The sequence below is a fragment of the Methylobacterium sp. GXF4 genome, assembly GCF_000272495.1.
Lineage (GTDB): Bacteria > Pseudomonadota > Alphaproteobacteria > Rhizobiales > Beijerinckiaceae > Methylobacterium > Methylobacterium brachiatum.
Genome location: NZ_AKFK01000018.1, coordinates 1 through 20,002, shown reverse-complemented (window position 1 = coordinate 20,002; position 20,002 = coordinate 1). Strand labels below are relative to the sequence as shown.

The 20,002-nt window shown below is 69.7% G+C and carries 18 protein-coding genes; 12 read left to right on the top strand and 6 right to left on the bottom strand.

What is annotated here, in order from left to right:
- Positions 1-593 precede the first annotated feature (593 nt).
- The 4 genes from WYO_RS30670 (at position 594) to WYO_RS03055 (ending at position 4,701) form a co-directional block, all read left to right on the top strand.
- The gene (locus tag WYO_RS30670; RefSeq protein ID WP_128754930.1) at positions 594-983 is read left to right on the top strand and encodes a hypothetical protein; all 390 of its coding nucleotides are present in this window, start codon (positions 594-596) and stop codon (positions 981-983) included.
- Positions 984-1,639: 656 nt separating this feature from the next.
- Positions 1,640-1,801 (top strand): hypothetical protein, encoded by a 162-nt coding sequence (locus WYO_RS31415; RefSeq protein WP_165486539.1) that lies wholly within the window; start codon positions 1,640-1,642, stop codon positions 1,799-1,801.
- 118 nt (positions 1,802-1,919) lie between these two features.
- Positions 1,920-2,075 (top strand): hypothetical protein, encoded by a 156-nt coding sequence (locus tag WYO_RS31410; RefSeq protein WP_007558934.1) that lies wholly within the window; start codon positions 1,920-1,922, stop codon positions 2,073-2,075.
- A gap of 1,123 nt (positions 2,076-3,198) precedes the next feature.
- Complete coding sequence (locus WYO_RS03055) at positions 3,199-4,701, top strand: radical SAM protein (RefSeq protein ID WP_007558932.1); 1,503 nt, start codon at positions 3,199-3,201, stop codon at positions 4,699-4,701.
- 112 nt (positions 4,702-4,813) lie between these two features.
- Here the strand turns inward: WYO_RS03055 and WYO_RS03050 are convergent, their stop codons facing one another.
- The gene (locus WYO_RS03050; protein WP_007558930.1) at positions 4,814-5,902 is read right to left on the bottom strand and encodes a phytanoyl-CoA dioxygenase family protein; all 1,089 of its coding nucleotides are present in this window, start codon (positions 5,900-5,902) and stop codon (positions 4,814-4,816) included.
- Between the two features lie 823 nt (positions 5,903-6,725).
- On the opposite strand from WYO_RS03050, the gene WYO_RS03045 reads away from it, so the two are divergent.
- On the top strand, positions 6,726-6,995 hold the full coding sequence (locus WYO_RS03045) for a hypothetical protein (RefSeq protein ID WP_039902060.1): 270 nt from the start codon (positions 6,726-6,728) through the stop codon (positions 6,993-6,995).
- A gap of 405 nt (positions 6,996-7,400) precedes the next feature.
- On the opposite strand, the gene WYO_RS03040 is transcribed toward WYO_RS03045, so the two are convergent.
- Positions 7,401-8,852 (bottom strand): discoidin domain-containing protein, encoded by a 1,452-nt coding sequence (locus WYO_RS03040; RefSeq protein ID WP_007558925.1) that lies wholly within the window; start codon positions 8,850-8,852, stop codon positions 7,401-7,403.
- A 155-nt stretch (positions 8,853-9,007) separates the two neighbouring features.
- Here WYO_RS03040 and WYO_RS03035 point away from each other — a divergent pair, with 155 nt between their 5' ends.
- Positions 9,008-10,414 (top strand): hypothetical protein, encoded by a 1,407-nt coding sequence (locus tag WYO_RS03035; protein ID WP_007558923.1) that lies wholly within the window; start codon positions 9,008-9,010, stop codon positions 10,412-10,414.
- 127 nt (positions 10,415-10,541) lie between these two features.
- Here the strand turns inward: WYO_RS03035 and WYO_RS03030 are convergent, their stop codons facing one another.
- Entirely contained in the window at positions 10,542-10,826 is a 285-nt protein-coding gene (locus WYO_RS03030; RefSeq protein ID WP_007558920.1) for a Dabb family protein, read from the bottom strand.
- Positions 10,827-11,126: 300 nt separating this feature from the next.
- Positions 11,127-11,720 carry an acyltransferase gene (locus tag WYO_RS29270; RefSeq protein WP_007558918.1) on the bottom strand — a complete coding sequence of 198 codons (594 nt, stop codon included), beginning with the start codon at positions 11,718-11,720 and terminating at the stop codon, positions 11,127-11,129.
- 851 nt (positions 11,721-12,571) lie between these two features.
- Here WYO_RS29270 and WYO_RS29265 point away from each other — a divergent pair.
- The 6 genes from WYO_RS29265 (at position 12,572) to WYO_RS02995 (ending at position 18,404) form a co-directional block, all read left to right on the top strand.
- A complete protein-coding gene (locus WYO_RS29265) occupies positions 12,572-13,357 on the top strand; it encodes a hypothetical protein (RefSeq protein ID WP_007558917.1) in 786 nt (261 codons plus the stop codon).
- A gap of 413 nt (positions 13,358-13,770) precedes the next feature.
- A complete protein-coding gene (rfbF, locus tag WYO_RS03015) occupies positions 13,771-14,538 on the top strand; it encodes a glucose-1-phosphate cytidylyltransferase (RefSeq protein WP_007558915.1) in 768 nt (255 codons plus the stop codon).
- Positions 14,539-14,551: 13 nt separating this feature from the next.
- Positions 14,552-15,691 carry a CDP-glucose 4,6-dehydratase gene (rfbG, locus tag WYO_RS03010; RefSeq protein ID WP_007558912.1) on the top strand — a complete coding sequence of 380 codons (1,140 nt, stop codon included), beginning with the start codon at positions 14,552-14,554 and terminating at the stop codon, positions 15,689-15,691.
- Positions 15,688-16,950, top strand: coding sequence for a class I SAM-dependent methyltransferase (locus tag WYO_RS03005; RefSeq protein WP_007558910.1), 1,263 nt, complete (start codon positions 15,688-15,690; stop codon positions 16,948-16,950). The genes rfbG and WYO_RS03005 overlap by 4 nt, the downstream gene beginning before the upstream one ends.
- Before the next feature lie 6 nt (positions 16,951-16,956).
- Complete coding sequence (locus WYO_RS03000; RefSeq protein WP_007558908.1) at positions 16,957-17,502, top strand: dTDP-4-dehydrorhamnose 3,5-epimerase family protein; 546 nt, start codon at positions 16,957-16,959, stop codon at positions 17,500-17,502.
- Entirely contained in the window at positions 17,499-18,404 is a 906-nt protein-coding gene (locus WYO_RS02995; protein WP_007558906.1) for an NAD(P)-dependent oxidoreductase, read from the top strand. Before WYO_RS03000 ends, WYO_RS02995 begins: the two co-directional genes overlap by 4 nt.
- A gap of 120 nt (positions 18,405-18,524) precedes the next feature.
- Here WYO_RS02995 and WYO_RS02990 read toward each other — a convergent pair whose 3' ends face one another.
- A complete protein-coding gene (locus WYO_RS02990) occupies positions 18,525-19,112 on the bottom strand; it encodes a metallophosphoesterase family protein (RefSeq protein ID WP_007558904.1) in 588 nt (195 codons plus the stop codon).
- 121 nt (positions 19,113-19,233) lie between these two features.
- Positions 19,234-20,002, bottom strand: a 769-nt coding sequence (locus WYO_RS02985) for a 3'-5' exonuclease (RefSeq protein WP_007558902.1), incomplete at its 5' end; no start/stop codon positions are given.

Genomic DNA, 20,002 nt, shown 5'->3' with positions numbered 1-20,002 from the left:
GCTGATCCCGGGCGCCTGAGGATCGGACCGCGCGGGCTCTCACTATCCTGCCGCTCCCGGTCGCCGAACGGTCGGCTGCGCGATCGCGATCGAGCCGGCCCCCCGGCCCGTGAGGCTTGACCGGTGACGTCGAGGTGGTCAGGCACGACGGCACCGGCGGCGATGTCCGCGCGGTGCTGACCCGCCAAGCGCTGGCCGGGCATCGCTGGCGGTATCCGTCGATCGCACGCCGCACCGCTGTCCCCGCCCGTCGCGGTGCCGGGAGGCGACGAGCACCGGCACGTCGCGGACCTCACCGCCATGGCGGTCGTCCGGACCGGCGCGCTGCGCCCGCCCGAGGCGTGCTCGCCCGTACCACCGCCGCCAGAGACGCCGGCCTCGGCCCGAGGTCGCCCCGCGCGAGTGCGCCCAAAGCCCACCGACGTCGCGAGGGGCGATCCGGCGCCCCGCGCGGTATCGTATCGCCAAGACCCGACCCACGATCTCCCGCGGTTCGGCCATCCGACACGCGGCGCGACACACGCTTGAGCGCTCCGCCCGCCTCGATCGCGCTGTTGCGGACGCCGATGGCGACGCGGGTTTCCGATTGTGCCATGGCGATCCCGACGGTCGGGCGATCGCAGCCGGCACGCACATGGGGGTCGCACCCCACCGGGGTCGAGGCCGCCGGCCTTGACCTCACCGCGCGAGGGACGGATGTTGAAGGGACGCCGGCGCCGTTACCGGCCGGCTTGGAAGCACGCCATGACCCGTATCGCGATCCCGCCGGTGCAGTCGGTGCAGCGTTGAAACTGGATGATCCGGAACGCGAGGCGGTCGCCGATCGCATCATGACGGAGTTGAGCGGCTTCGCCCGTGAACTCGGCCTCTATGAGGGCATCGCACGCGGCATCATCGAGACGGTGGTGGCCGACATGCCGAATGGCTCCGACGAGCAGATCCTGACCGCAGCCCGCATGCTGATGGTGATGACCTCGGCCTAGAGGCGTCACGGGGGGCGCCGACGTCTCCGTCCCGGCGTGGGGTCCGTCCGCCCAAAGACACATGCATCCGGATCCCGGCGGTTCTGTCGCCCGAACCGACGACGTGCATCCCGATCGTGGAGCGTGCCGGTTCCCGGGCAAGAACGACGTCGGGAGGCCGCTTCGTTTCCGGCAAGCGTCGAGGCGGGCGGATCAGCCGAGGGGGTGGCGTGCGTCGGCTTCGGTGGCGGGCGACCTGTCGCGAGCATCCATCGCCGCCGAGAGCCGACTTGACCGATCCCGGTCCCTCGGGTCGGCCAGCGACTGCGGGTCGTGAGAAAGCGCCACCGAGCCGCCGGTGGTGATCCCGGCCATCGCGCGATGGCGCAGTCGTTCGCTCGGCTCGCGCCGGGCCTCCGGCTCATCGGGCCACTCGCCCCCACATCGATCTGCTGACGGGGCGGCGGAGCGTCCGCTCTCACCGGCGTTTGAGCCCGTCCGCGACGAGGCTCCGGCGACTGGATGGAGCTGAGCGTTCTCCGGGCCGCCCCGCACCGGCGCACCGGGCGATCAGAATTCGTGGTCCGAACCGGGGGTCCGGAAACCGAGGCGATCCTATCGCGATCTTGGATGCCCGGGCCGCGCCATCCGCGGGCCAGGGGCTGCCCATCCCGACGATGCCTGTCCCGTACCTGGGCCGCTATCGCTACGTCTACGATTTCGAGCGGCATGCGGCGTGTGCCGGCGAAGTCGTGACGGTGTTCGAGAGCGCCGACTCGGTCTCGCCGGCCCTGGTCACCCGCCGTCGGACCACTGTGCTCGACGAGGTGCGCGCCTGACCGATCGTCGCACCGGACAACCGCCGGGCGGGGCTTTTACATGCGCCAAGCGCTGCTGTCGGAACGACCGAAGGCCAGCCTGGATTGTCCAGCCACGCGCAATCCGAGGATCCATCCGATGCTGAAGGTCACCTACATCGATTTCCACGAGAAGGCTGGAAGCGCCGTTCACAGCGGCTGGTACATCACCGATGGGAACGGCGCGATCATCGGCGACGCGCACCGCTATGCCGACCAGGCCAGCGGTTTGCAGGCGCTCATGGCGTTGTGTTGATCCTACCACCCCTGTCGATCAGCAAGCCCGCCCGGCTCAGTGCCGCGGCGGGCTTTCTTTTGCCCATTATCTACCTCGCCGACCATGCGGTTCATAGGGTTGCGAGCGTCCAGGATTCTAGTTCATACTGCTGCCTCAACGATAGGGAGGCAGCAGTATGACCACTACCAAATAGGAATTCGTTTCTGGGATCAAAAGCAACCCGAGTCTGAGGTCAAAAACTAATTCAGTTGCTTTGGATGCTTTCTTAGGAAGCATATTCCTTTGATATTTCAGGCTCTCGACAATGAGATATGAAATATTCAAGTACGTTTCTCAGAACAGTATAATATAATGATTAAAATAACGCATTGAAGCAGATAAATATGTACGATATTTGCTCGATATTTTTCTGCTCTGGCGGATAGGTCTGTAGCGATTGTGCGGCAGGTAACGGCTACTGCGACCCTTCGTATTGTCACGGCAACGCGCGCATCTCCGCCGCCGCTCGAGGGCAAATTTAGCCCGCCCGGTTCGCCGGCGCGGGCTTTTACGCGACCGGCCGCGCGAACACCCCCTTCACCATCTCAGACAAAGGAATGGGCGGTATGAGCGGAGCGACCGTTCAGAGCACATGGGTACCCCCGTGCAGGCGCCAGAGAATGGCCTAACGTCTAGCGCGGATGCATTGGCCATACTGCCGGTTGCCGTGTTCGTCGAACGCTGGCGTCTCATCACCGGCGAGCGACCCGCCATTCTGCTCAGCTTGCGCGCTGAAATGCTAACGTGGCTAGTCCAGAGTTCGCCTGTAGCGCCGCTTGAGCGACCGGTCCCCACCTGGAACTGTCAGCGCTGCCCCAGCAGCCCCGCGCCGTAACCGCTTGGGACCAACGCGCATCACGAATAGCGGTGCGGATGGGTTTAACCGCTCGTGAGATCGGACAATCCCCCGCGCCGTGAGCAGATCGGGGTGGGGCCGAGCCCGGGATCGAGCTGTTTACGCGTTGACAACCTTATGACCACATTTCAGCTTCTGGTTGATGGTCCAAGGTTGGCCGTGCCTTCGAAGTGTCGTCTGCCTGGGCAGGCACGACGATGCGACGAACCAACAAATGGCTCGCCGCCCGATACGAGACGCGCAGAGATGATGAGCACCGAGAGGCCCGCAGACGAGTTCGTGCCAGGCCTAACCCTGACCCAGTTTTTCCGCGCCGAGGCTGACGCTTTATCCACGGTGACGGTGATCTTGGCCACCTGGGGCCGCAAACCAGAGGGCGAGGTTACGCTACGTCTGCGCCGGGTGAAGCGCGACCTCAGGCCCCGCATGCGTTCATGGACTAGCCTCTTCGGATCTCGCCGGCGCAGCTACTTCGACGCTCTCGGGGACGATGATGGAGAACTCCTCGTCGCGTTGACGCTGACCGAGGACGACATCGACGACAATATGTACGTCACGCTGCATCTTCCCAAGCCGGATGTCCGCGCGGGTGACCTGCTCGTCCTGACGATTGAAGCTATCGGCTCCCAGCCCGGCGCGGCCGCCACGGCATGGATGTCGAGTGGGACGGAACGCTTGCCTGGACACGTCGCGCTATACAGCCGGCAGTACCACCAACTGGAATATGGCCTACGCGCCCGGACCGCCTACGCCCCTCTGCTGGCCGATACGCCGGTCCCAACGCATCTTATGTGGAGCCCGGTAACGCAGTGCAATCTCAACTGCCCGCACTGCATCTCGCAGGAGACGCGCAAGTCGGTCAAACGCTTGCCCGAGACGATAAGAGATCAGATCCGTTCGTGGGTCGCCGCCGGGCACCTTAAGGAGATCGCCAGCGACTATAGCGGTGACATCCTCTGGGCAGACGCACGCTTCGGCGGCGAGCTCGACTTTCTGATCGATCTCGACGTGTCATTCGTCATCGATACCAACGGCTCGCACCTCACCCCGGAAGTCAGCGAGCGCTTGGCACGCTCAAAGCTGGATCACTTGAGCATCTCCCTGGATGCAGCAACAGAGGAGACGTTCCGGCGCGTTCGCAAGGGGGCCCCCCCGCTGGCCAAGGTGATCGAGAATATCCGCTCCGCCGTGCAGGCGCGAGGCCGTCTCGGCGGTACGCACCGCATCGCCATCAGTTTCACCCTGATGCGCAGCAACCTCGATGAGTTCCCCGACTTCCTGCGCCTCGCGCACTCGTTAGGATTGGAGATTGTCTACGCCCGCCATCTGATGCCATTCACACCAGAGATGGCGGAGGAATCGCTTTGGCACGAGCGCGAACGCTTCAACGCGGTCCGGCTAGAAAGCATCGCGCTGGCAAACGAGTTAGGCATCAGTCACTTGTTCATACCGGAGCCGTTCACGACGAAGAGGGTCGTCGGACGCCTCCCATGCTCCATACCCTGGTATGGGGCAGGCGTGCTGGGCAACGGCGACGTGCTCGCCTGCTGCGTGCCCGGCCTGAAGATGGGCAATCTGCACGAGAACACGATGGAGGAGATCTGGAACGGCCCACGCTACCAGGAGCTGCGCTGGTCGGTGAACTCCGCGAATCCACCTGCACCCTGTAAGACGTGCCCGATCATCCGCGATATCAACGATCGCGATAGCTACCTAATTCACGAAGCGAAGGCTCGGCTGGTCGCCTAGCCCTCCCACGCATCAATCGGACATCGCCAGCGCCGATCAGCCTCCGCTCACACATCATCGCGCATCCTCGGAGGCAGCGGGCGGTGGGACCAAGCCGGTGATGGGATCGGTGCTACCGCGCAATCTGATTGCGCACCTTGATGTCAGGGCTTGAGGCCCCGCAGGTCGGCAGGCTCTCGACCGGACCGTGCACGGCCGAGGTCGACGCCGACAGGTCGTGGTAGCAGACGCAGCCTTCAGCAAAGTAGTGGTGCACCAGGGCCTTACGGGAGCGCTGCATGTCGGCCCGGGCCGATCCGCCGTGAAGCAGGTTCGCATGCCAGAACAGCACGTCGCCCTTGCGCGCCGTGAAATGCGCCGGCTTCGCTCCGTGCTCAGCGATCTCGTTTTTGATCGCAGGCTCATAGTGCTCGGAGTAGGCGCTGTAGCCACGCTCACGGAAGTCGTCCGTCGAGATGCCGACATCGTGGCTGAACAGGTACGGCAGGCGATGGGTGCCGGGGTAATAGACCAGTGGTCCCGCATCGGCGTGGATGTCTTCCATGGCGATCCAGCAGGCGGCCAAATACCCGAGCGGGTAGGTGGTCATATGGATCGAGTCCGAATGCTCGGACTGCTGGCTGCCCTTGTGTGACGCGATGGTCTGAAACGGGATCGCCGGCCGGCCCAACACCATACTGCTGAAGTTGACCAGCACCGGGTGTCTCAAGAGCTGGTCCAGCTCCTCTACCTTCAGGTGTGGGTTCAGGTAGCGGCCCGGGTGAGGATCGTCCTCCGCGGCTTTCTCTGCCCCTAGGGTGACTTCGCCGCGAACGATCGCGGCCTCGTAGGCGGCCCAAGCCTCGTCGATCGTGTCGGGATCGATCGCGCCGCGCAGGACGTAGTAGCCGTTCGCTTCCCAGTACCGGCAGATTTCAGCCTGTCTGGGTGTGATCTCCCGGCGAGCTAGGCGCCGCTCAATGATGTCGCGTGCGTCGGGCTGATCAAGCCACGGGCTCGGTCCGGACTCGGGGAAGCTTTCGGCGCGGAAGACCTTGATGCAGCCAATGTCGACGGGGATGTCGGCATCGACCTTATGAGATGGCCCCCCGCTCAGCTCCGGCGTGACCGGAAGCGCATCGTCGCGTCCGAGCGCCAAGTTGCGCGCGGCCGTCTTCAGAGTGCGCGCCACGCCTACCGCTCGCGCAAGGCTCGGTGCCATTCCTTCTCTCCAACCCTACTTAGTTCCGTTCTTCGAGCGATCACGGAGGATAATCACGGCACCACGAAGGCGGGATACCCTCGATCATGTGACGATCCGCCGACCAAGTGAAGCCGATGTTAGATGTGATATTCCGCCTTCGAATCGATAGGGCCAATTCAGCCACGGCAAGCCAGAGGTTACACCTGCGATGAAGGGTGGCATGCCCCCGGCCAGCCCGTGATCAGATCGGGCGGCGGGGCCAACGAGCCGGGCGTTGGCGGCCTGAATGGTGGGACCTCAGGGGCAAAATACCCACTGATTCCGTATGAGGTTTCCGGGTCCCACTTCGGCCTGAACCCTTGATGGTAAGGCTCGGCGCGGTCCTCCCGGGAGCGGCCCGCTGTGATCGAGCCGTCTGGGGACGCCAGCGCGGCCCCCACTGGGCGGAACGGCGTGTGGCCGTTGACTCCGGATCGAACATGCGGAGAGGGCGCTTTGCCGTGCGAGGGGTGCGCCCCCGCCTTGGACAAGGGAACCGGGAGGACGATAGACACCCCCATCCCGCTGCGTTAGCTCTGCACCATGACTAGGAACCCGACCGTTTTCGAGCCGCGGAACACCTCCGACGCAACGGGCGGCGAGGTCACCGCGGCGGTCGATTCCGCGCTCACCGAGCTCGCCAGCGAAGCCCACCCACTGGCGAATGACTGACCCTCCATCGTGCGGCGGCAATGGCGAGCCACATGGCGTCTCAGGACGCCCCGCTCACCGATCGGGATGGGCGCCAACGCGACATGGTGCGCACCGCGATCTTGCTGTCACACACGGTGAAGGGATGAGCATGGACGCACCCGAGACCCGGGCCGAGTGGAAACTCGATCTCATCGCTTTCCTGCTGCCCCAACTGAGGGGTAGCGATGCGGAGCGAACGAGCACGATCAACACTGTCATCGCGGCCTTGGGCGCAGCCCACAGCGAGGGGCTGCGCCAAGCGGCTTCGTTCTGCCGGGAGATCGGTCGGGGTTCGCGGCGGGATGAAGAGATCGCGCGGGTGCTCGCCGTCGGCATCGAGAGAATGGCCCAGCAAAACGATACGGCGTCCAGGCGATAGGGGAGCCAAGGGCGCGTTGCGCCACGACGCCTCGCGAAACCAAGCTGCCGCGCGACCGCGCAAGCCCCCCAGCACGCGCACGCCCAACGCTCACGTCCGAACCCTCGACCGCCGTCCAGATCGTCGCGTGCGCGGGCTGCGAGGCCGGGAGGCCGCCCTGGTTCCGACCCGCATCGAGCCACACGGCCCAGGGGTCGGCCAGCCGAATCCGTTGATGACACCGCCGCTCGCGCGCCCCGCGCGAACAGCCGCGCGCGGGGCGCCCGTGATCGGGACGCCTCTGCTCACGCCCGATCGCGCACGGGGACGCGAAGTCGAACTCGAGCGCCGAGATCGGATTTCGGACCGGGGCCCTGCGCATCGCCGCGGGCGCGAATGCGCGGCGCCGGATCGGATCGGATCGGATCAGATCGTCCCCTCGATACGCAGGCTCGATTCGGGATACTCGACCATCATCCGGCGCTGTTCGGGCGAGTTGTTCCAGCTGCCTGGGCGAATGTAGTCGCCCGCGTCGAACACCTCGACCACGTTCCCCACCGTCGGGATTTCCCGGAAGCCGTGATCGTGGCCGTTCGAGAAGGACACCACGGTCTCGACGGCGTCCGACAGGTAGCAGATCGCCGGGCCCAGCGTCCCGAAGCCGAAGACGAGGTACCGCCCATTCACCAGGGCGGCGGTATCCTCGACGATGGTCCCGCTCTGCACCGAGAACGGGATCGCGCGCGCCGCGAGGTGGGCTTCCAGCGCGTCGATCACTGGATTCAAGCGGTTTTCATAGACCAGCTTGACCCGTGTGATGCGGCCGGCCTGCAGGAAGCGGTCGATGACGAGGGTGTAGAAGGCCAGCGGCGGCTGAATGTAGGCCGCGTTGACCCAGGTGCTGAATACGTCGCCCGAGCGGATGTGGACGATCAATTCGTCCGCGGGCTTCGGCGCGAACACCGGCGGCAACAGATTGTAGAGCGGGTGGATGATCGTCCGCACCGTCTCGCGCCTCTGGCTCGGCGTGAGCAGATCCCGGGCGAAGCGCGCGTGGTGCTCCAGTTCCCAGAAGTAGCCCTCCAGGAACCAGCCGCCCGCGGGGAGCGGATGGGGACTCGGCAAGAAGGTCAGGCCGCCGAGGTCCACCGGTTCGGTGCGCGCGATGACGCCGCTGGTGTCGCGCGTGGCGAGCTTGAAGTATCGAAGGCCGAACTTGCGCGCGACGGCGATCGCCATCGTGTGCTGCATCAGGCCGTTGCCGAGCGCGCCGTTGAGCACGAGCGACACGCCGATCAGCGGGGCGTCGCGGGTGCCCGGTGCGCCGACGAGGGCGTAGCTCATCTGCTCGACCGCTCCGGGCGCCTCGGCGAGGAGCGGGACGTCGAGGTCGAGGTCCTCGCGCAGGCCGATCAGCTCGTAGGCCGGCCTTTCGACGAAGACCTCGACTTGGCTCAGCACCAGGGGCTGGCGCTCGTCGAGGGACACCTTGATGAAGCGCGCCCAAACCAGGCCGGCGAGGGGGAGCTGCAGAGGAATCGCCTGTCCGCGCGCCCGAAAATGCGTCAGCCCGGCATGGATCAGAGTCCAGTTCGACCCGTCTTCCGAGACCTCGACCCGGAGGGACCGGGCGGCCTCCCGGGCGTGCTCGCGCCGATTGTGGACGACAATCGCCGATAGGGGGAAGCGCCGTTCGAGATCGACCTGCCACCAGGACGGCTCGTCCGCCTCGGTGTGGGCATTGTATTCCGCGCCGAAATCGCCGTTTACGAGCCCGTCGGGCTCCAACGAGCACCATCCAGGCCGTGAACTCTGCGTCGCCGGCTTGCCGAGGGCGACGTTGACGAAGAGATTTGGATCGTCGAAGGGCGCGGTCATCGCAGGGGTCTGAGCAGGTGGCGCACGCGCGGTCAACCGCCCCGTGCTCCGGCAGTCAATACGGTCCTGCACCCGGGGGCGGCTTGCCTCACCGAGGCTTGGACCGTTAGGCGACCGAAGGCGCGCTTGGCGCGGGCTGGGGACGGGTGCAAGGTATGGCCGCGACAGCCGATCGAAGCGGGGACCTGATCGATCTCGCGATCACCGGGGTGGTCGCCCGCTCGTCAGGTGGGATTACCCCGGCTTTCCCCGCGGGGGAGGGGGAGGCACCGGCGAGCGCCGACCGGACGCTCACACTTCAGGTCGACCTCGGCGCGCGCTTCCCGATCCACGCGGTCTCGGTGAGCCCGGTCGGACCGGGGGAGGGCGATGCACTGCGGCTCGCGGTCTCCTCCGACGGGCGGACTTGGTCGGAGCCGGAGGCCACGTCGCAGATCGCCGCGGACGGCGCGATCCGCGCGCGCGTCGGGGCCGGGCCGGCCGGCTGGGCCCGCCACGTCCGCGCCACGCTCCCCTCCGGGGTCGGGTCGAACGACGCGCGCCTGCAGGTCTGGTGCGAGGCGGCGGCGCTCGACCTGATCAGCCTCCGCGCCCGGCTCGGCGTCGCTTTCAACATCCTCCACGAACGTCCGGGCGCGGTGCTGCACACCTCCTACAGCCTCGTGAGCGCCGAGCGCCCGCGATCGAAGGCGCTCGTTGGCATCGCGCTCCTGGAGAACGGCGCCTTCGGTAATTGCCTCGTGCAGTACGCCATCGCCATCTCGGTCGCGCGCGCACTCGGGTTGAGGCTCATCAAGATCCCGGCGGTCGATCGGAGCCAAGCGATTTTCCTGCGCGAACGCCTGACCTGTCGGGAGATCACATTCATCCCCGCCGACGAGCCGCTGCCGGACGACGGCTATTTCCTGTCGGGGATGTTCTTCGACACGCCGTTCCAGCCCCTCGTCGCGGCGCGCGATCCGCTGCCGATGCGCGAGATCGTCCACAGGTACATCCGGCCGGTGTTCAACGGCCTGCCGGCGGTGTTTCCGGTCAAGCCTGAGGATCAGCTCATCATCCACATCCGCTCCGGCGACATCTTCAGCACCTGGATCGACCCGAACTACCCGCAGCCGCCGCTGGCGTTCTACCGGATGGTGATCGAGCGCCTGCGGCGAGAGGGCCGCATTCGATCGGTCAAGCTGGTGTTCGAGAACCGGGCGAACCCGGTGATCCCGGCGCTGGAGGCCTATATCGCGGGCGCCGGCCTTGCGCTGACGACGCAGAGCGGCACGCTCGCGGACGACGTCGCGGCGATCGCCGACGGTCGCTACCTGGTCTTCGGCTTCGGCTCGTTCGGCCCCGGCGTCTGCCACGTATCGGCGCGCGTGGAGCAGGTATTCTACTTCTCGTGCAACTGGCCGCAGGGCTTTCAATCGATCGAGACGGTGGGCCAGGCCATCGAGGTCCGGGACGTCGGGGGCGGGTACATGAAGATCGGTGACTGGGCGAACTCCGAGGCTCAGCGCCGGCTGATGATCGAGTATCCGGCGGAGAACTTGGCCTTCGACGACCGGATCTGAGCGAACAGCTCACGGACCGAGCGAGGCGGCCTGCCCGGACCCGTCCCCGGCCGCCCCGCGAACGACCGTGATCCCGCGATGCGACACGCCCGCGCTCGAACTGGCGCCCACTTCGGCCGCCAGCGCGCTAATCGGCGACCTGCACGGCGTCCGCGACCTGTGATAGCCGCTCCAGCGCGGCCGCGTAACCCGCCAGGGCCTGGAACGCGTCGCGCGCCTCCTCGCTTCCGAAGACGATGACGAAGGCGTGCGTGAAGCCGTCCCGCGCCCGCGGATCCACATCGGGGCCGTAGGCCAAGGAGGCGACCTCGCCGACCCGGTCGCACAGCGCGATCAGCGACTGGAGCACGGCATCGCGCTCCGGGGGGGCTGCCCCGACGCCAAACCGCAGGAGCAGGGTGTGGCGAATCATCGGAGGGCCGCGCCGCTGACGCCTGTGGCCGGAGCGACCGCGGCGCCGGTCGAGACGCCCCCCTCCGATCGGATGATCCCCGTCCGATCCTGTTTGCCCCTCACGCGCCCTCCCTCGTCGCCACGGCCCACCGAAGCGGGCCGTGCCGATCCGCTCCACCAGCCCCCCCGCGCGTGAGCGATGACGCGAAGGTCAGCGCGCGCCCGCTCGAATCCCCAGCCCTTAGCCCGGCGATACCCCGAGCGCTACCGGCCCAACCCAGCACTCGGATCGCCCGGCCCACCCTCGCGGGGGCGCGCGTCAATGCCGCCAACCGACGCCCGAGCGCAGGAGCCGGGCCGGGTTGCCCACGATCAGGCTGTTGGGCCCGAACCCGGCGGTGACGATCGAACCGGCGCCGACCACGGAATCGTGGCCGATGCTCGCGCCCTTCAGCACCATCGCCCGCGCCCCGACCCAGACGTGTTCGCCGAGGCGGATATCCGCGGCCTGGTTGATGCGCTCGCCCGTGGTGACGTCGAACACCGTGTGATAATCCGAGGTGCTGAACACCGTGTCGCCCGCGATCAGGCAGCGCGCGCCGATGCTGATCTGGCTGCCCTCGTGGGTGCTGAGGCTCACCGCGCCCGCGAAGCCGACCTCGCGCCCGACGTCGATGCGTGCGCCCGCGCCGAACGCGCTCAGGCTCAGCCGGCCGATCACACAATCCGGGCCGATCGTGATCGAGGCGTGGGAGCCGACGGTGAGCGAGACGTCGCCGCTGGTCACGGGCCCGTCGATCTCGACGCGCGCGCCCTCTCCGGTGAACAGGATGCTGCCGGTAGAGTAGCGCCGGAACTTCTCGGACAACACGATGGTGTTGGCGCTGAGGTTGCCTTGGATCTCGACCGTCATGCCAGCCTGTTCCGGGCGCGCGAGATGCGCCGAGACCCGTTTAGTGCCCCGCCGGCCGACACCGCAATCGTCGGGCGCGGGAGCGGGTATCTCGCTCGCCCGGCTTGGCCGCCCGGGACCGTGCAACCGGCGCCGTCCCCGGGGTCCCTTGACCGGCATCCCGCATACCGGAATGCCCTCACGCCGCCCCGAGCCGCCCCGAGCCGCCGCGCAGCCGCGGACGTCTCACGACGGGCTGTGCGGTGATGCGATCCCGCCGATCCCGAGCCGCTGACGGATCGCGCGCCGCCCCCGGCGCTCATGGGCGGCGCGGCGAAGCGATGGGCGGACGGCAGGTGCGGACGGCATGCGCGCCGATGGGCACGCGTCCGCCCGGATCGCCGGATACCGGATGGGCGCCCCAGCCCCGCTGCAGCGGCGGAGCGATCCGAGCTGCTGGCTCCGGGTTCGAGCGGATGCCGTCGGCTGTCCCACCGCGGCACCCGGGGTCGCAACCGCCCGTTCGCGGCGTCCTCTGCGCGGTCGAGCCGCGGTCGCACCTGTCCCGCCCGGCCTCGATCGCGGACGATGACGCCGCCGTCCGGGCGGTCGATGGCGAGGACAGCCGGGCCCGGTTCCTCGTCGCTTGCATCCGCGAAAGTCCCGGGCTTGCGCATGCATCAAACACGCGGCCCGCATAGACGCCCGTCATCGCTCGGACGGGGACCGAGCCCGGCGCGGCCGTCTACGACGCGGCCTCGTCCATTTGGCCGGCGCCCCCTCGTCATGCCGCTCGGCAAGCTTTATCAGCCTCGCAGTGGCCGCGACCGACGCTGCGCGGCCTCCCCCGTCGTCGGAGCCGCCCGCAGACCATGTCGATCCGGACCGCCGCCGTCATCTACCTCGCCCGCGGCTACGACGCCGACCACGCGGAACGGTTCCGGCGGTTCGTGGCGTCCTATCGGGCGCATCCGGCCGGCCACGCGCACCGGCTCTACGTGATCTTCAAGGGCTTCGCCGACGCGGCGCAGCGGGCGACCGCGGAGGAGATCTTCGACGGCCTGCCCTTCACGGCGATCGACACCGACGACCTCAGTTTCGACCTCGGCGCCTACGCGGACGCCCTGCGCAGCGTCGGCGAGGATCACGTCTGCTTCCTCAACACCAACGCCGAACTCAACGCGCCGTCCTGGCTCGCCAAGCTGCTGCGCAATCTGGAGATGCCCGGCGTCGGCATGGTCGGCGCCACGGGCTCGTTCGAGAGCCTGCGCTACATCAACCGCCTGTTTCCGGCGTTTCCCAACCCCCATCTGCGCACGAACGCCTTCGCGATGCGGCGCGAGCACGCGGTGGCGCTGCTCGGCGCCTACGCCATCGCGACCAAGCTCGACGCCTTCTTCGCGGAGAGCGGCCCCGACGGCCTGACCCGGCGGGTCCTCGCCCTGGGTCTGACCTGCCTGATCGTCGGCGCCGACGGCCGCGGCTACGCGCCGCCGCTCTGGCCGATCAGCGAGACGTCCCGGCAGGGCGCGCAGGCCAACCTCCTCGTGCACGACAATTACACCCGCGGCTACGAGGCGCTGGGCTCCGGTGCCCGCGCGGAGGTCACCCTCGCATCCTGGGGCCGTGCGATCCCCGCCACGGTGATCGAGGCGTAGCTCCCCGCCGGGCTCGACGGGGTCGGGCCCGGCGCGCTGGCGGATGGCGGCGGCGAGCCGGCAGATCTAGGGTGCGATCGACGCCCACGGGCCCCGCGCTCCGTCCGGCCGGGGATCCGTGGCCGCCCAGATCGGGATCGCCCCGGGCGGACCGCGTGAGCGCGCCGATGGCGACGGCCGGCCGCGATCGGGCGGGCGCGGCGAGGCCAGCACAGCAGCCCCCGTGATCGGGCCAGGTCGCGGTCCCGATGGCGGCCTGCGCGGGCGGCGGCTTGAACAGCATCGGCCTTCGCGCGTAAGCCGCGCGGTGTCGGTGTGGGAGGTCGGTCGCCGCGTGGCGGTCGAGGCGCCCCCTTCGCTGCCGTCCGGGCTGCCGCCCCGAGGGAAGCGACGGGATGGCCGGGGAGGGATCGATGAAGGCGGTGATCTTGGCGGGCGGGCTCGGGACGCGCCTGTCGGAGGAGACCGGGACGCGCCCGAAACCGATGGTCGAGATCGGCGGCCAGCCGATCCTGTGGCACATCATGAAGGGCTTCGCCGCCCACGGCGTGCGCGAGTTCGTGATCTGCCTCGGCTACCGGGGGTACATGATCAAGGAATTCTTCCTCAACTACCGTCTCCACCTCTCGGATGTGACGGTGGCGACCGGCTCGGGTGACATCGAGTTCCACCGCTCCGGCGCCGAGGACTGGAGCGTGTCGCTGATCGAGACCGGGCCCGAGACCATGACCGGCGGCCGGCTGAAGCGCGTGCGTCCCTATCTCGGGGCCGAGCCGTTCTTCATGACCTACGGCGACGGCGTCTCCGACGTCGACCTCACCGCGCTCGCAGCCTTCCACGCCGCCCACGGACGGATGGCGACGCTGACCGCCGTGGCACCCCCCGGCCGGTTCGGCGCCCTGGAACTGGAGGGCGACGCGATCCGCAGCTTCCGCGAGAAACCCGCGGGCGACGGCGCCGTGATCAACGGCGGCTTCTTCGTGCTCGACCCGCGGGTGCTCGACTACGTGTCGGGCGACGCCACCGTCTGGGAGAACGAGCCGCTGGAGCGGCTGGCGCGCGAGGGACAGCTCCAGGCCTTCCGTCACGCCGGATTCTGGCAGGCGATGGATACCCTGCGCGACAAGAACCAGCTTGAGGCGCTCTGGGCCACGAAGGCCGCCCCCTGGAAGATGTGGTGATGGGGGGCGTGCGATGACCGTGCGCAACCCGGATCCGGGCTTCTGGGCCGGCCGCCGCGTGTTGGTCACCGGCCATACCGGCTTCAAGGGCGCTTGGCTCAGCCTGTGGCTCGCCCGCCTCGGGGCCCGGGTCACCGGCTACGCGCTGGTGCCGGAGACCGAGCCGAGCCTGTGCGCGCTCGCCGACTTGCCCGCGCGGATCGACAGCCGGATCGGCGACGTGCGCGACCTCGCCGCGCTCACCGCCTGCGTTGCCGAGGCGCGGCCCGAGATCGTCCTGCATCTCGCCGCCCAGGCCCTGGTGCGGCCCTCCTACACCGATCCGGTGGGCACCTATGCCAGCAACGTCATGGGCACGGTCCACCTGCTGGAGGCGGTGCGCGCCTGCCCCACGGTCCAGGCGGTGGTGATCGTCACCAGCGACAAGGCCTACGAGAACCGCGAGTGGGTCTGGGCCTATCGCGAGGATGAGCCTATGGGCGGGCGCGATCCCTATTCCAACTCGAAGGGCTGCGCCGAACTGGTCACCAGCGCCTATCGCGCCTCGTTCTTCGGCGCGAGCGGCCATCCGGCGCGCGTCGCCAGCGCGCGGGCGGGCAACGTCATCGGCGGCGGCGACTGGTCGCTGGATCGCCTGGTCCCGGACGTGGTCCGCGCGTTTGGGCGCGGCGAGCCGGTGGAGATCCGCGCGCCGGGCGCCGTGCGGCCCTGGCAGCACGTGCTGGAGCCGCTCTCGGGCTATCTGCGCCTGGCCGAGGCCCTGTGCGGCGACGACGGGGCTCGCTACGCCGAGGGCTGGAACCTCGGCCCGGCCGACGCGGATTGCCAGCCGGTCTCCGCGGTGGTGGCCGGCCTCGCCCGGGGCTGGGGCGCGGGCGCACATTGGCGGCTCGCCGCCGGCACGCACCCGCACGAGGCCACCTTCCTCAAGGTCGACGCCTCGAAGGCGCGCGCGCATCTCGCCTGGGATCGGCGCCTGCGGCTCGCCGAGGCTCTGGACTGGACCGGGGCGTGGTACCGGGCGCAGGCGCAGGGCGCGGATGCCGCGGCGCTGACCCTCGAACAGATCGGGCGCTACGAGGCGCTGGCGGTGTCCGGGGACCGGGACTCGGCGGACAACGTGGCGGGACATTGGGTGGGAGACTCGGCATGAGCGCGGCGACGGACACCCTCACGGCCCCCGCGCCCCGCGCCTGCTGCCGGTCCTGCGGCGCGCCGCTCGCCCGCACCGTGGCCGATCTCGGCCTGTCGCCGCTCGCCAATTCCTACGTGCCGCCCGAGCGCGCGGGACAGGGCGAGATGGCCTATCCGCTCCACGCCTTCGTGTGCGAGCGCTGCTGGCTGGTGCAGCTCGAAGCGTTCGAGAGCCCGGAGCACATCTTCTCGGACTATGCCTACTTCTCCGGCTTCTCCGCCGGGTGGCTGCGCCACGCGGAGAGCTACGTCGCCGCCATGGCCGAGCGCTTCCGGCTCGGGCCGCACAGCCGGGTCGTGGAGGTGGCCAGCAACGACGGCTACCTGCTGCAGTACTTCGTCGCCCGCGGCGTGCCGGTGCTGGGGGTCGAGCCGGCCGCCAACGTCGCCGCCGTCGCGCGCGCGAAGGGCGTGCCGAGCGAGGTCGCGTTCTTCGGGCGCGCCACCGCGGAGCGGCTGAAGGCGGAGGGCCACGGCGCCGACCTGATGGCGGCCAACAACGTTCTGGCCCACGTGCCCGACATCCTCGACTTCGTCGCCGGCTTCCAGGTGCTGCTGAAGCCCGAGGGGGCCGGCACGTTCGAGTTCCCGCACCTGCTGCGGATGATCGAGCACAAGCAGTTCGACACGATCTATCACGAGCACTTCTCCTACCTGTCGCTCGGCGTGGTCTCCGGAATCCTAGAGCGCTCGGGCCTGCGGGTGTTCGACGTCGAGGAGTTGCCGACCCACGGCGGCTCGCTGCGGGTGTTCTTCTGCCACGCCGACGGCCCGCACGCGTCGACGCCCGCCGTGGCGGCGGTACTCGCCGACGAGCGGGCGGGCGGGCTTTTCTCGGCGGACGGCTACGCGCGATTCGCCGACGCCGTGGTCGAGATCAAATGCGCCAGCCTGGAGTTTCTGATCGGCGAGCGCCGCGCGGGCCGGCGCGTCTGCGCCTACGGGGCGGCGGCCAAGGGCAACACCTTCCTGAACTATTGCGGCATCGGCCCGGAACTGGTCGCGGCGGTGGCCGACCGCTCGCCGCACAAGCAGGGCACGCTCCTGCCCGGCAGCCGAATCCCGGTGGTCTCGCCTGAGGCGCTGCTCGCCCTGCGCCCGGACACCGTGCTGATCCTGCCGTGGAACCTGAAGGCCGAGATCATGCAGGAGATGGAAGGCATCCGGGCATGGGGCGGGCGCTTCGTCACCTGCATCCCGAGCCTGACGGTGGAGTGAGCCCGCGTGATCTTCGAGGAACTGCCGCTGGCGGGCGCCTACCGGATCGGGCTCAGCCCGCACGCGGACGAGCGCGGCTTCTTCGCCCGGACCGTGTGCGAGGACACCCTCGTGGAACGTGGCCTGGTCGGTCGGTTCAAGCAATCCAGCGTGTCGTTCAACCTGCGCCGCGGCACGGTTCGCGGGATGCACTACGCGGTGGCGCCGCACGCCGAGACCAAGCTCGTGCGCTGCACCCGGGGGGCGATCCACGACGTGATCGTCGACCTGCGCCGGGATTCGCCGACCTACCTGCGGGCGGCCGAAATCGCGCTCTCGGCCGAGAACCGGGCGACGCTCTACGTCCCGGCGGGGTTCGCGCACGGCTTCCAGACGCTGCGCGACGACACGGAGGTGCTGTACATGATCGACAGGGCTTACGTGGCCGGGGCCGCCCGGGGCCTGCGCTGGGACGACCCGGCCCTCGGCATCGCCTGGCCGGAGCCGGTGAGCGTGATCGCCGAGCGCGACCGCGCCTTCCCGGCCTGGGACGGCGCGGATCCGGGCGCATGAGTTCGGGGGCGCGCCGCGTCCTCGTCACCGGCGCCACCGGCTTCGTGGGCACCCACGCGATCCCGGCGCTCCGGGCCCGGGGTTTCGAGATCCACGCGCTGGGCCGCGCGCGGCCCGAGGCGTCGACGGTCGCGTTCCACCCGGTGGACCTGCTCGACGCGGGGGCGGTCCGGGCGGCGGTTCAGGCAGTCCGAGCGAGCCATCTCTTGCACCTCGCCTGGTACGCCGAACCCGGCCTGTACTGGCGCGCGGCGGCCAACCTCGACTGGGTCGCGGCGAGCCTCGCGCTGGTCCGCGCCTTCCGGGAGGCCGGCGGCGGGCGGGCGGTGGTGGCGGGCACCTGCGCCGAGTACGCCTGGGGGCCCGAGCGCCTCAGCGAGGACGCGCCCTGCGTCCCCGCCACCCTGTACGGGGCGGCCAAGGACGGGACACGGCGGATCCTCGCGGCCTACGCCGGCGAGACCGGGCTGTCCCTGGCCTGGGGGCGGCTGTTCTTCCTGTACGGGCCGGGGGAGCGGCCGGGCCGGCTGGTCGGCGACGCGATCCGGGCGCTGGCCTCGGGCGCGCGCTTCGCCACGAGCCCGGGCCACCAGCGCCGGGATTTCAGCCACGTGGCGGACGCGGCCGGGGCGTTCGCGGCCCTGGTCGAGTCCGACGTCGCGGGCCCGGTCAATGTCGGTTCGGGCGCGGCGGTGCCGGTCCGGGCGATCCTGGAGCGGATCGGCGCGCTCACCGGCCGCCCCGACCTCATCGACTTCGGCGCCCGCCCGCTCCCGGCGAGCGAACCGGCGGGCATCGAGGCGGCCGTGACGCGGCTGCGCGACGCGGTCGGCTTCCGCCCGCGCTACGATCTCGACGCCGGCCTGCGCCAGACCTTCGCGGCCCTCGGCCCGAAACCGTAGGGCGCCGCGGCGCGGGGCCGACTGTTCCTTGACGCCCCGGTCACCGAGTTCCGCCCGATCTCCGGGTCGGGCGAGACGGGGCCACGAACTTCCAGCTTGAGCGGGGCGCCCGCTCACCGCTCACGATCGCCCGTCCGCGTCGGCGTCCGCGCCCGGATGATCCCGGCCCGCGGCGGCGAGCCGGAGCTCGTCCTCCAGGAGCGCGTTCCCGGCCATGCGGGTGAGGGCCTCGGCCAGCGAGACCGGCGCGTAGCCCCAGGCGTCGACCCCGACATCCTCGGCGTGGCGCGTGCCCGGGATGGTCCCGTGCGTATGCCCGTAGAGGTGGACCGCGCCGGCGTGGATCCGGTGCCACGACCGCAGGGCGTAGTGACACAGCACGACGCGCCGCCCCGCCACCGAGATCGCGTGCAGCTGCCGCGGCGGCGACGACCACGGCAGGCGCAGGGTCGCCTTGTGGTCGTGGTTGCCCACGATCAGGTGCTTGCGCCCATGCAGGCGGGCGAAGACGCGCGCGAGGGCGACCGGATCGAGGCCGAGGGCGAAGTCGCCGAGATGCCAGACGTCGTCGCCGGGCACCACCCGGGCGTTCCAGCCCCGGACCAGGGCGGCGTCGTGCTCGGCGATCCCGGGGAAGGGCCGGCCACAGAAGCTCAGGACGTTGGCGTGGCCGAAATGGGTGTCGGCGGTGAACCAGGTCTGGGGCATGGGGCTCTCCCGGTCGGGCGCGGCGCGGGCAGGTCGGGGCGTCCGGGACCGCGGCGGGGTCTGGATGGTGGAAGCGGGCGGGGCCGGCCGGGGTCTGAGCGCCCCGGCTTCGCTCCGCGCGTCACCCGGCGCCGTCCGCGGCGGCGTCCGGGGGGCGCCACGCGTCGAGGAACGCGCCGAGATGGGGACGGCCGGCGCGCTCGCCGGCGAGGTAGGCGGACAGGCCGGCGAGGGCCTCGGCGTGGCCGGCCGGCGCCTGGCGCCCGGTGAGCAGGGCGTAGCGGCAGTACAGGCCGAACAGGTTGAGCACGTCGCCCTCGCAATAGGCCCGCACTCGCTCGACCTCGCCCGCCAGGATCATCGCCTCGACGTCACCGCCGTGGCCGCCGATCTTGCCCGGCAGGTCGAGCGCCCGGGCGGCCTCGTCGAGGGAGAGGCGGGCGCAGGCGCCGTAGGTCGAGAGCGCGTCCATCAGGTCGCAGTGCCAGCGCTCGCGGTACCGGTTGGTGTAGCCGTGGCGGCCGCCGTCCCCGTGCCAGCCGCGGGCGGTGAGCCCGTGGACCATCGTGCGCTGCATCAGCACCGGCAGGTCGAAGGCGCGCCCGTTCCAGGTCACGACGCGGCTCGGCTCCCGCGCGAAATATCCCCAGAAGCCGCGCAGGAGGCGCGCCTCGTCCCAGTCCGGCGCCCCGCCGGAGCGGCACCCGACGACGGCGTAGCGCTCGAAGCCGTCCCCGTCCGCCTCGATCCGGGCCTCGACCACGGAGATCGCGACCACCCGGTGCCAGATCGGCTTGGGGAACTTCGCCCCCCACGCGGCCGGCATCCGGGCGCGGTCGGGGGCGGTCTCGACGTCGAGGCACAGGAGCCGGGTATGCGGGGCGGGGGGA

Bases quoted from the DNA above. Each gene is read 5' to 3' on its own strand.
- WYO_RS03045 (WP_039902060.1), top strand. From the start codon at position 6,726: ATGGACGCACCCGAGACCCGGGCCGAGTGGAAACTCGATCTCATCGCT.
- WYO_RS03050 (WP_007558930.1), bottom strand. From the start codon at position 5,902: ATGGCACCGAGCCTTGCGCGAGCGGTAGGCGTGGCGCGCACTCTGAAG.
- WYO_RS03035 (WP_007558923.1), top strand. From the start codon at position 9,008: ATGGCCGCGACAGCCGATCGAAGCGGGGACCTGATCGATCTCGCGATC.
- WYO_RS29265 (WP_007558917.1), top strand. From the start codon at position 12,572: ATGTCGATCCGGACCGCCGCCGTCATCTACCTCGCCCGCGGCTACGAC.
- rfbG (WP_007558912.1), top strand. From the start codon at position 14,552: ATGACCGTGCGCAACCCGGATCCGGGCTTCTGGGCCGGCCGCCGCGTG.
- WYO_RS02995 (WP_007558906.1), top strand. From the start codon at position 17,499: ATGAGTTCGGGGGCGCGCCGCGTCCTCGTCACCGGCGCCACCGGCTTC.
- WYO_RS03055 (WP_007558932.1), top strand. From the start codon at position 3,199: ATGATGAGCACCGAGAGGCCCGCAGACGAGTTCGTGCCAGGCCTAACC.
- WYO_RS03030 (WP_007558920.1), bottom strand. From the start codon at position 10,826: ATGATTCGCCACACCCTGCTCCTGCGGTTTGGCGTCGGGGCAGCCCCC.
- WYO_RS02990 (WP_007558904.1), bottom strand. From the start codon at position 19,112: ATGCCCCAGACCTGGTTCACCGCCGACACCCATTTCGGCCACGCCAAC.
- WYO_RS31410 (WP_007558934.1), top strand. From the start codon at position 1,920: ATGCTGAAGGTCACCTACATCGATTTCCACGAGAAGGCTGGAAGCGCC.
- WYO_RS03005 (WP_007558910.1), top strand. From the start codon at position 15,688: ATGAGCGCGGCGACGGACACCCTCACGGCCCCCGCGCCCCGCGCCTGC.
- WYO_RS29270 (WP_007558918.1), bottom strand. From the start codon at position 11,720: ATGACGGTCGAGATCCAAGGCAACCTCAGCGCCAACACCATCGTGTTG.
- WYO_RS03040 (WP_007558925.1), bottom strand. From the start codon at position 8,852: ATGACCGCGCCCTTCGACGATCCAAATCTCTTCGTCAACGTCGCCCTC.
- WYO_RS31415 (WP_165486539.1), top strand. From the start codon at position 1,640: ATGCCTGTCCCGTACCTGGGCCGCTATCGCTACGTCTACGATTTCGAG.
- rfbF (WP_007558915.1), top strand. From the start codon at position 13,771: ATGAAGGCGGTGATCTTGGCGGGCGGGCTCGGGACGCGCCTGTCGGAG.
- WYO_RS30670 (WP_128754930.1), top strand. From the start codon at position 594: ATGGCGATCCCGACGGTCGGGCGATCGCAGCCGGCACGCACATGGGGG.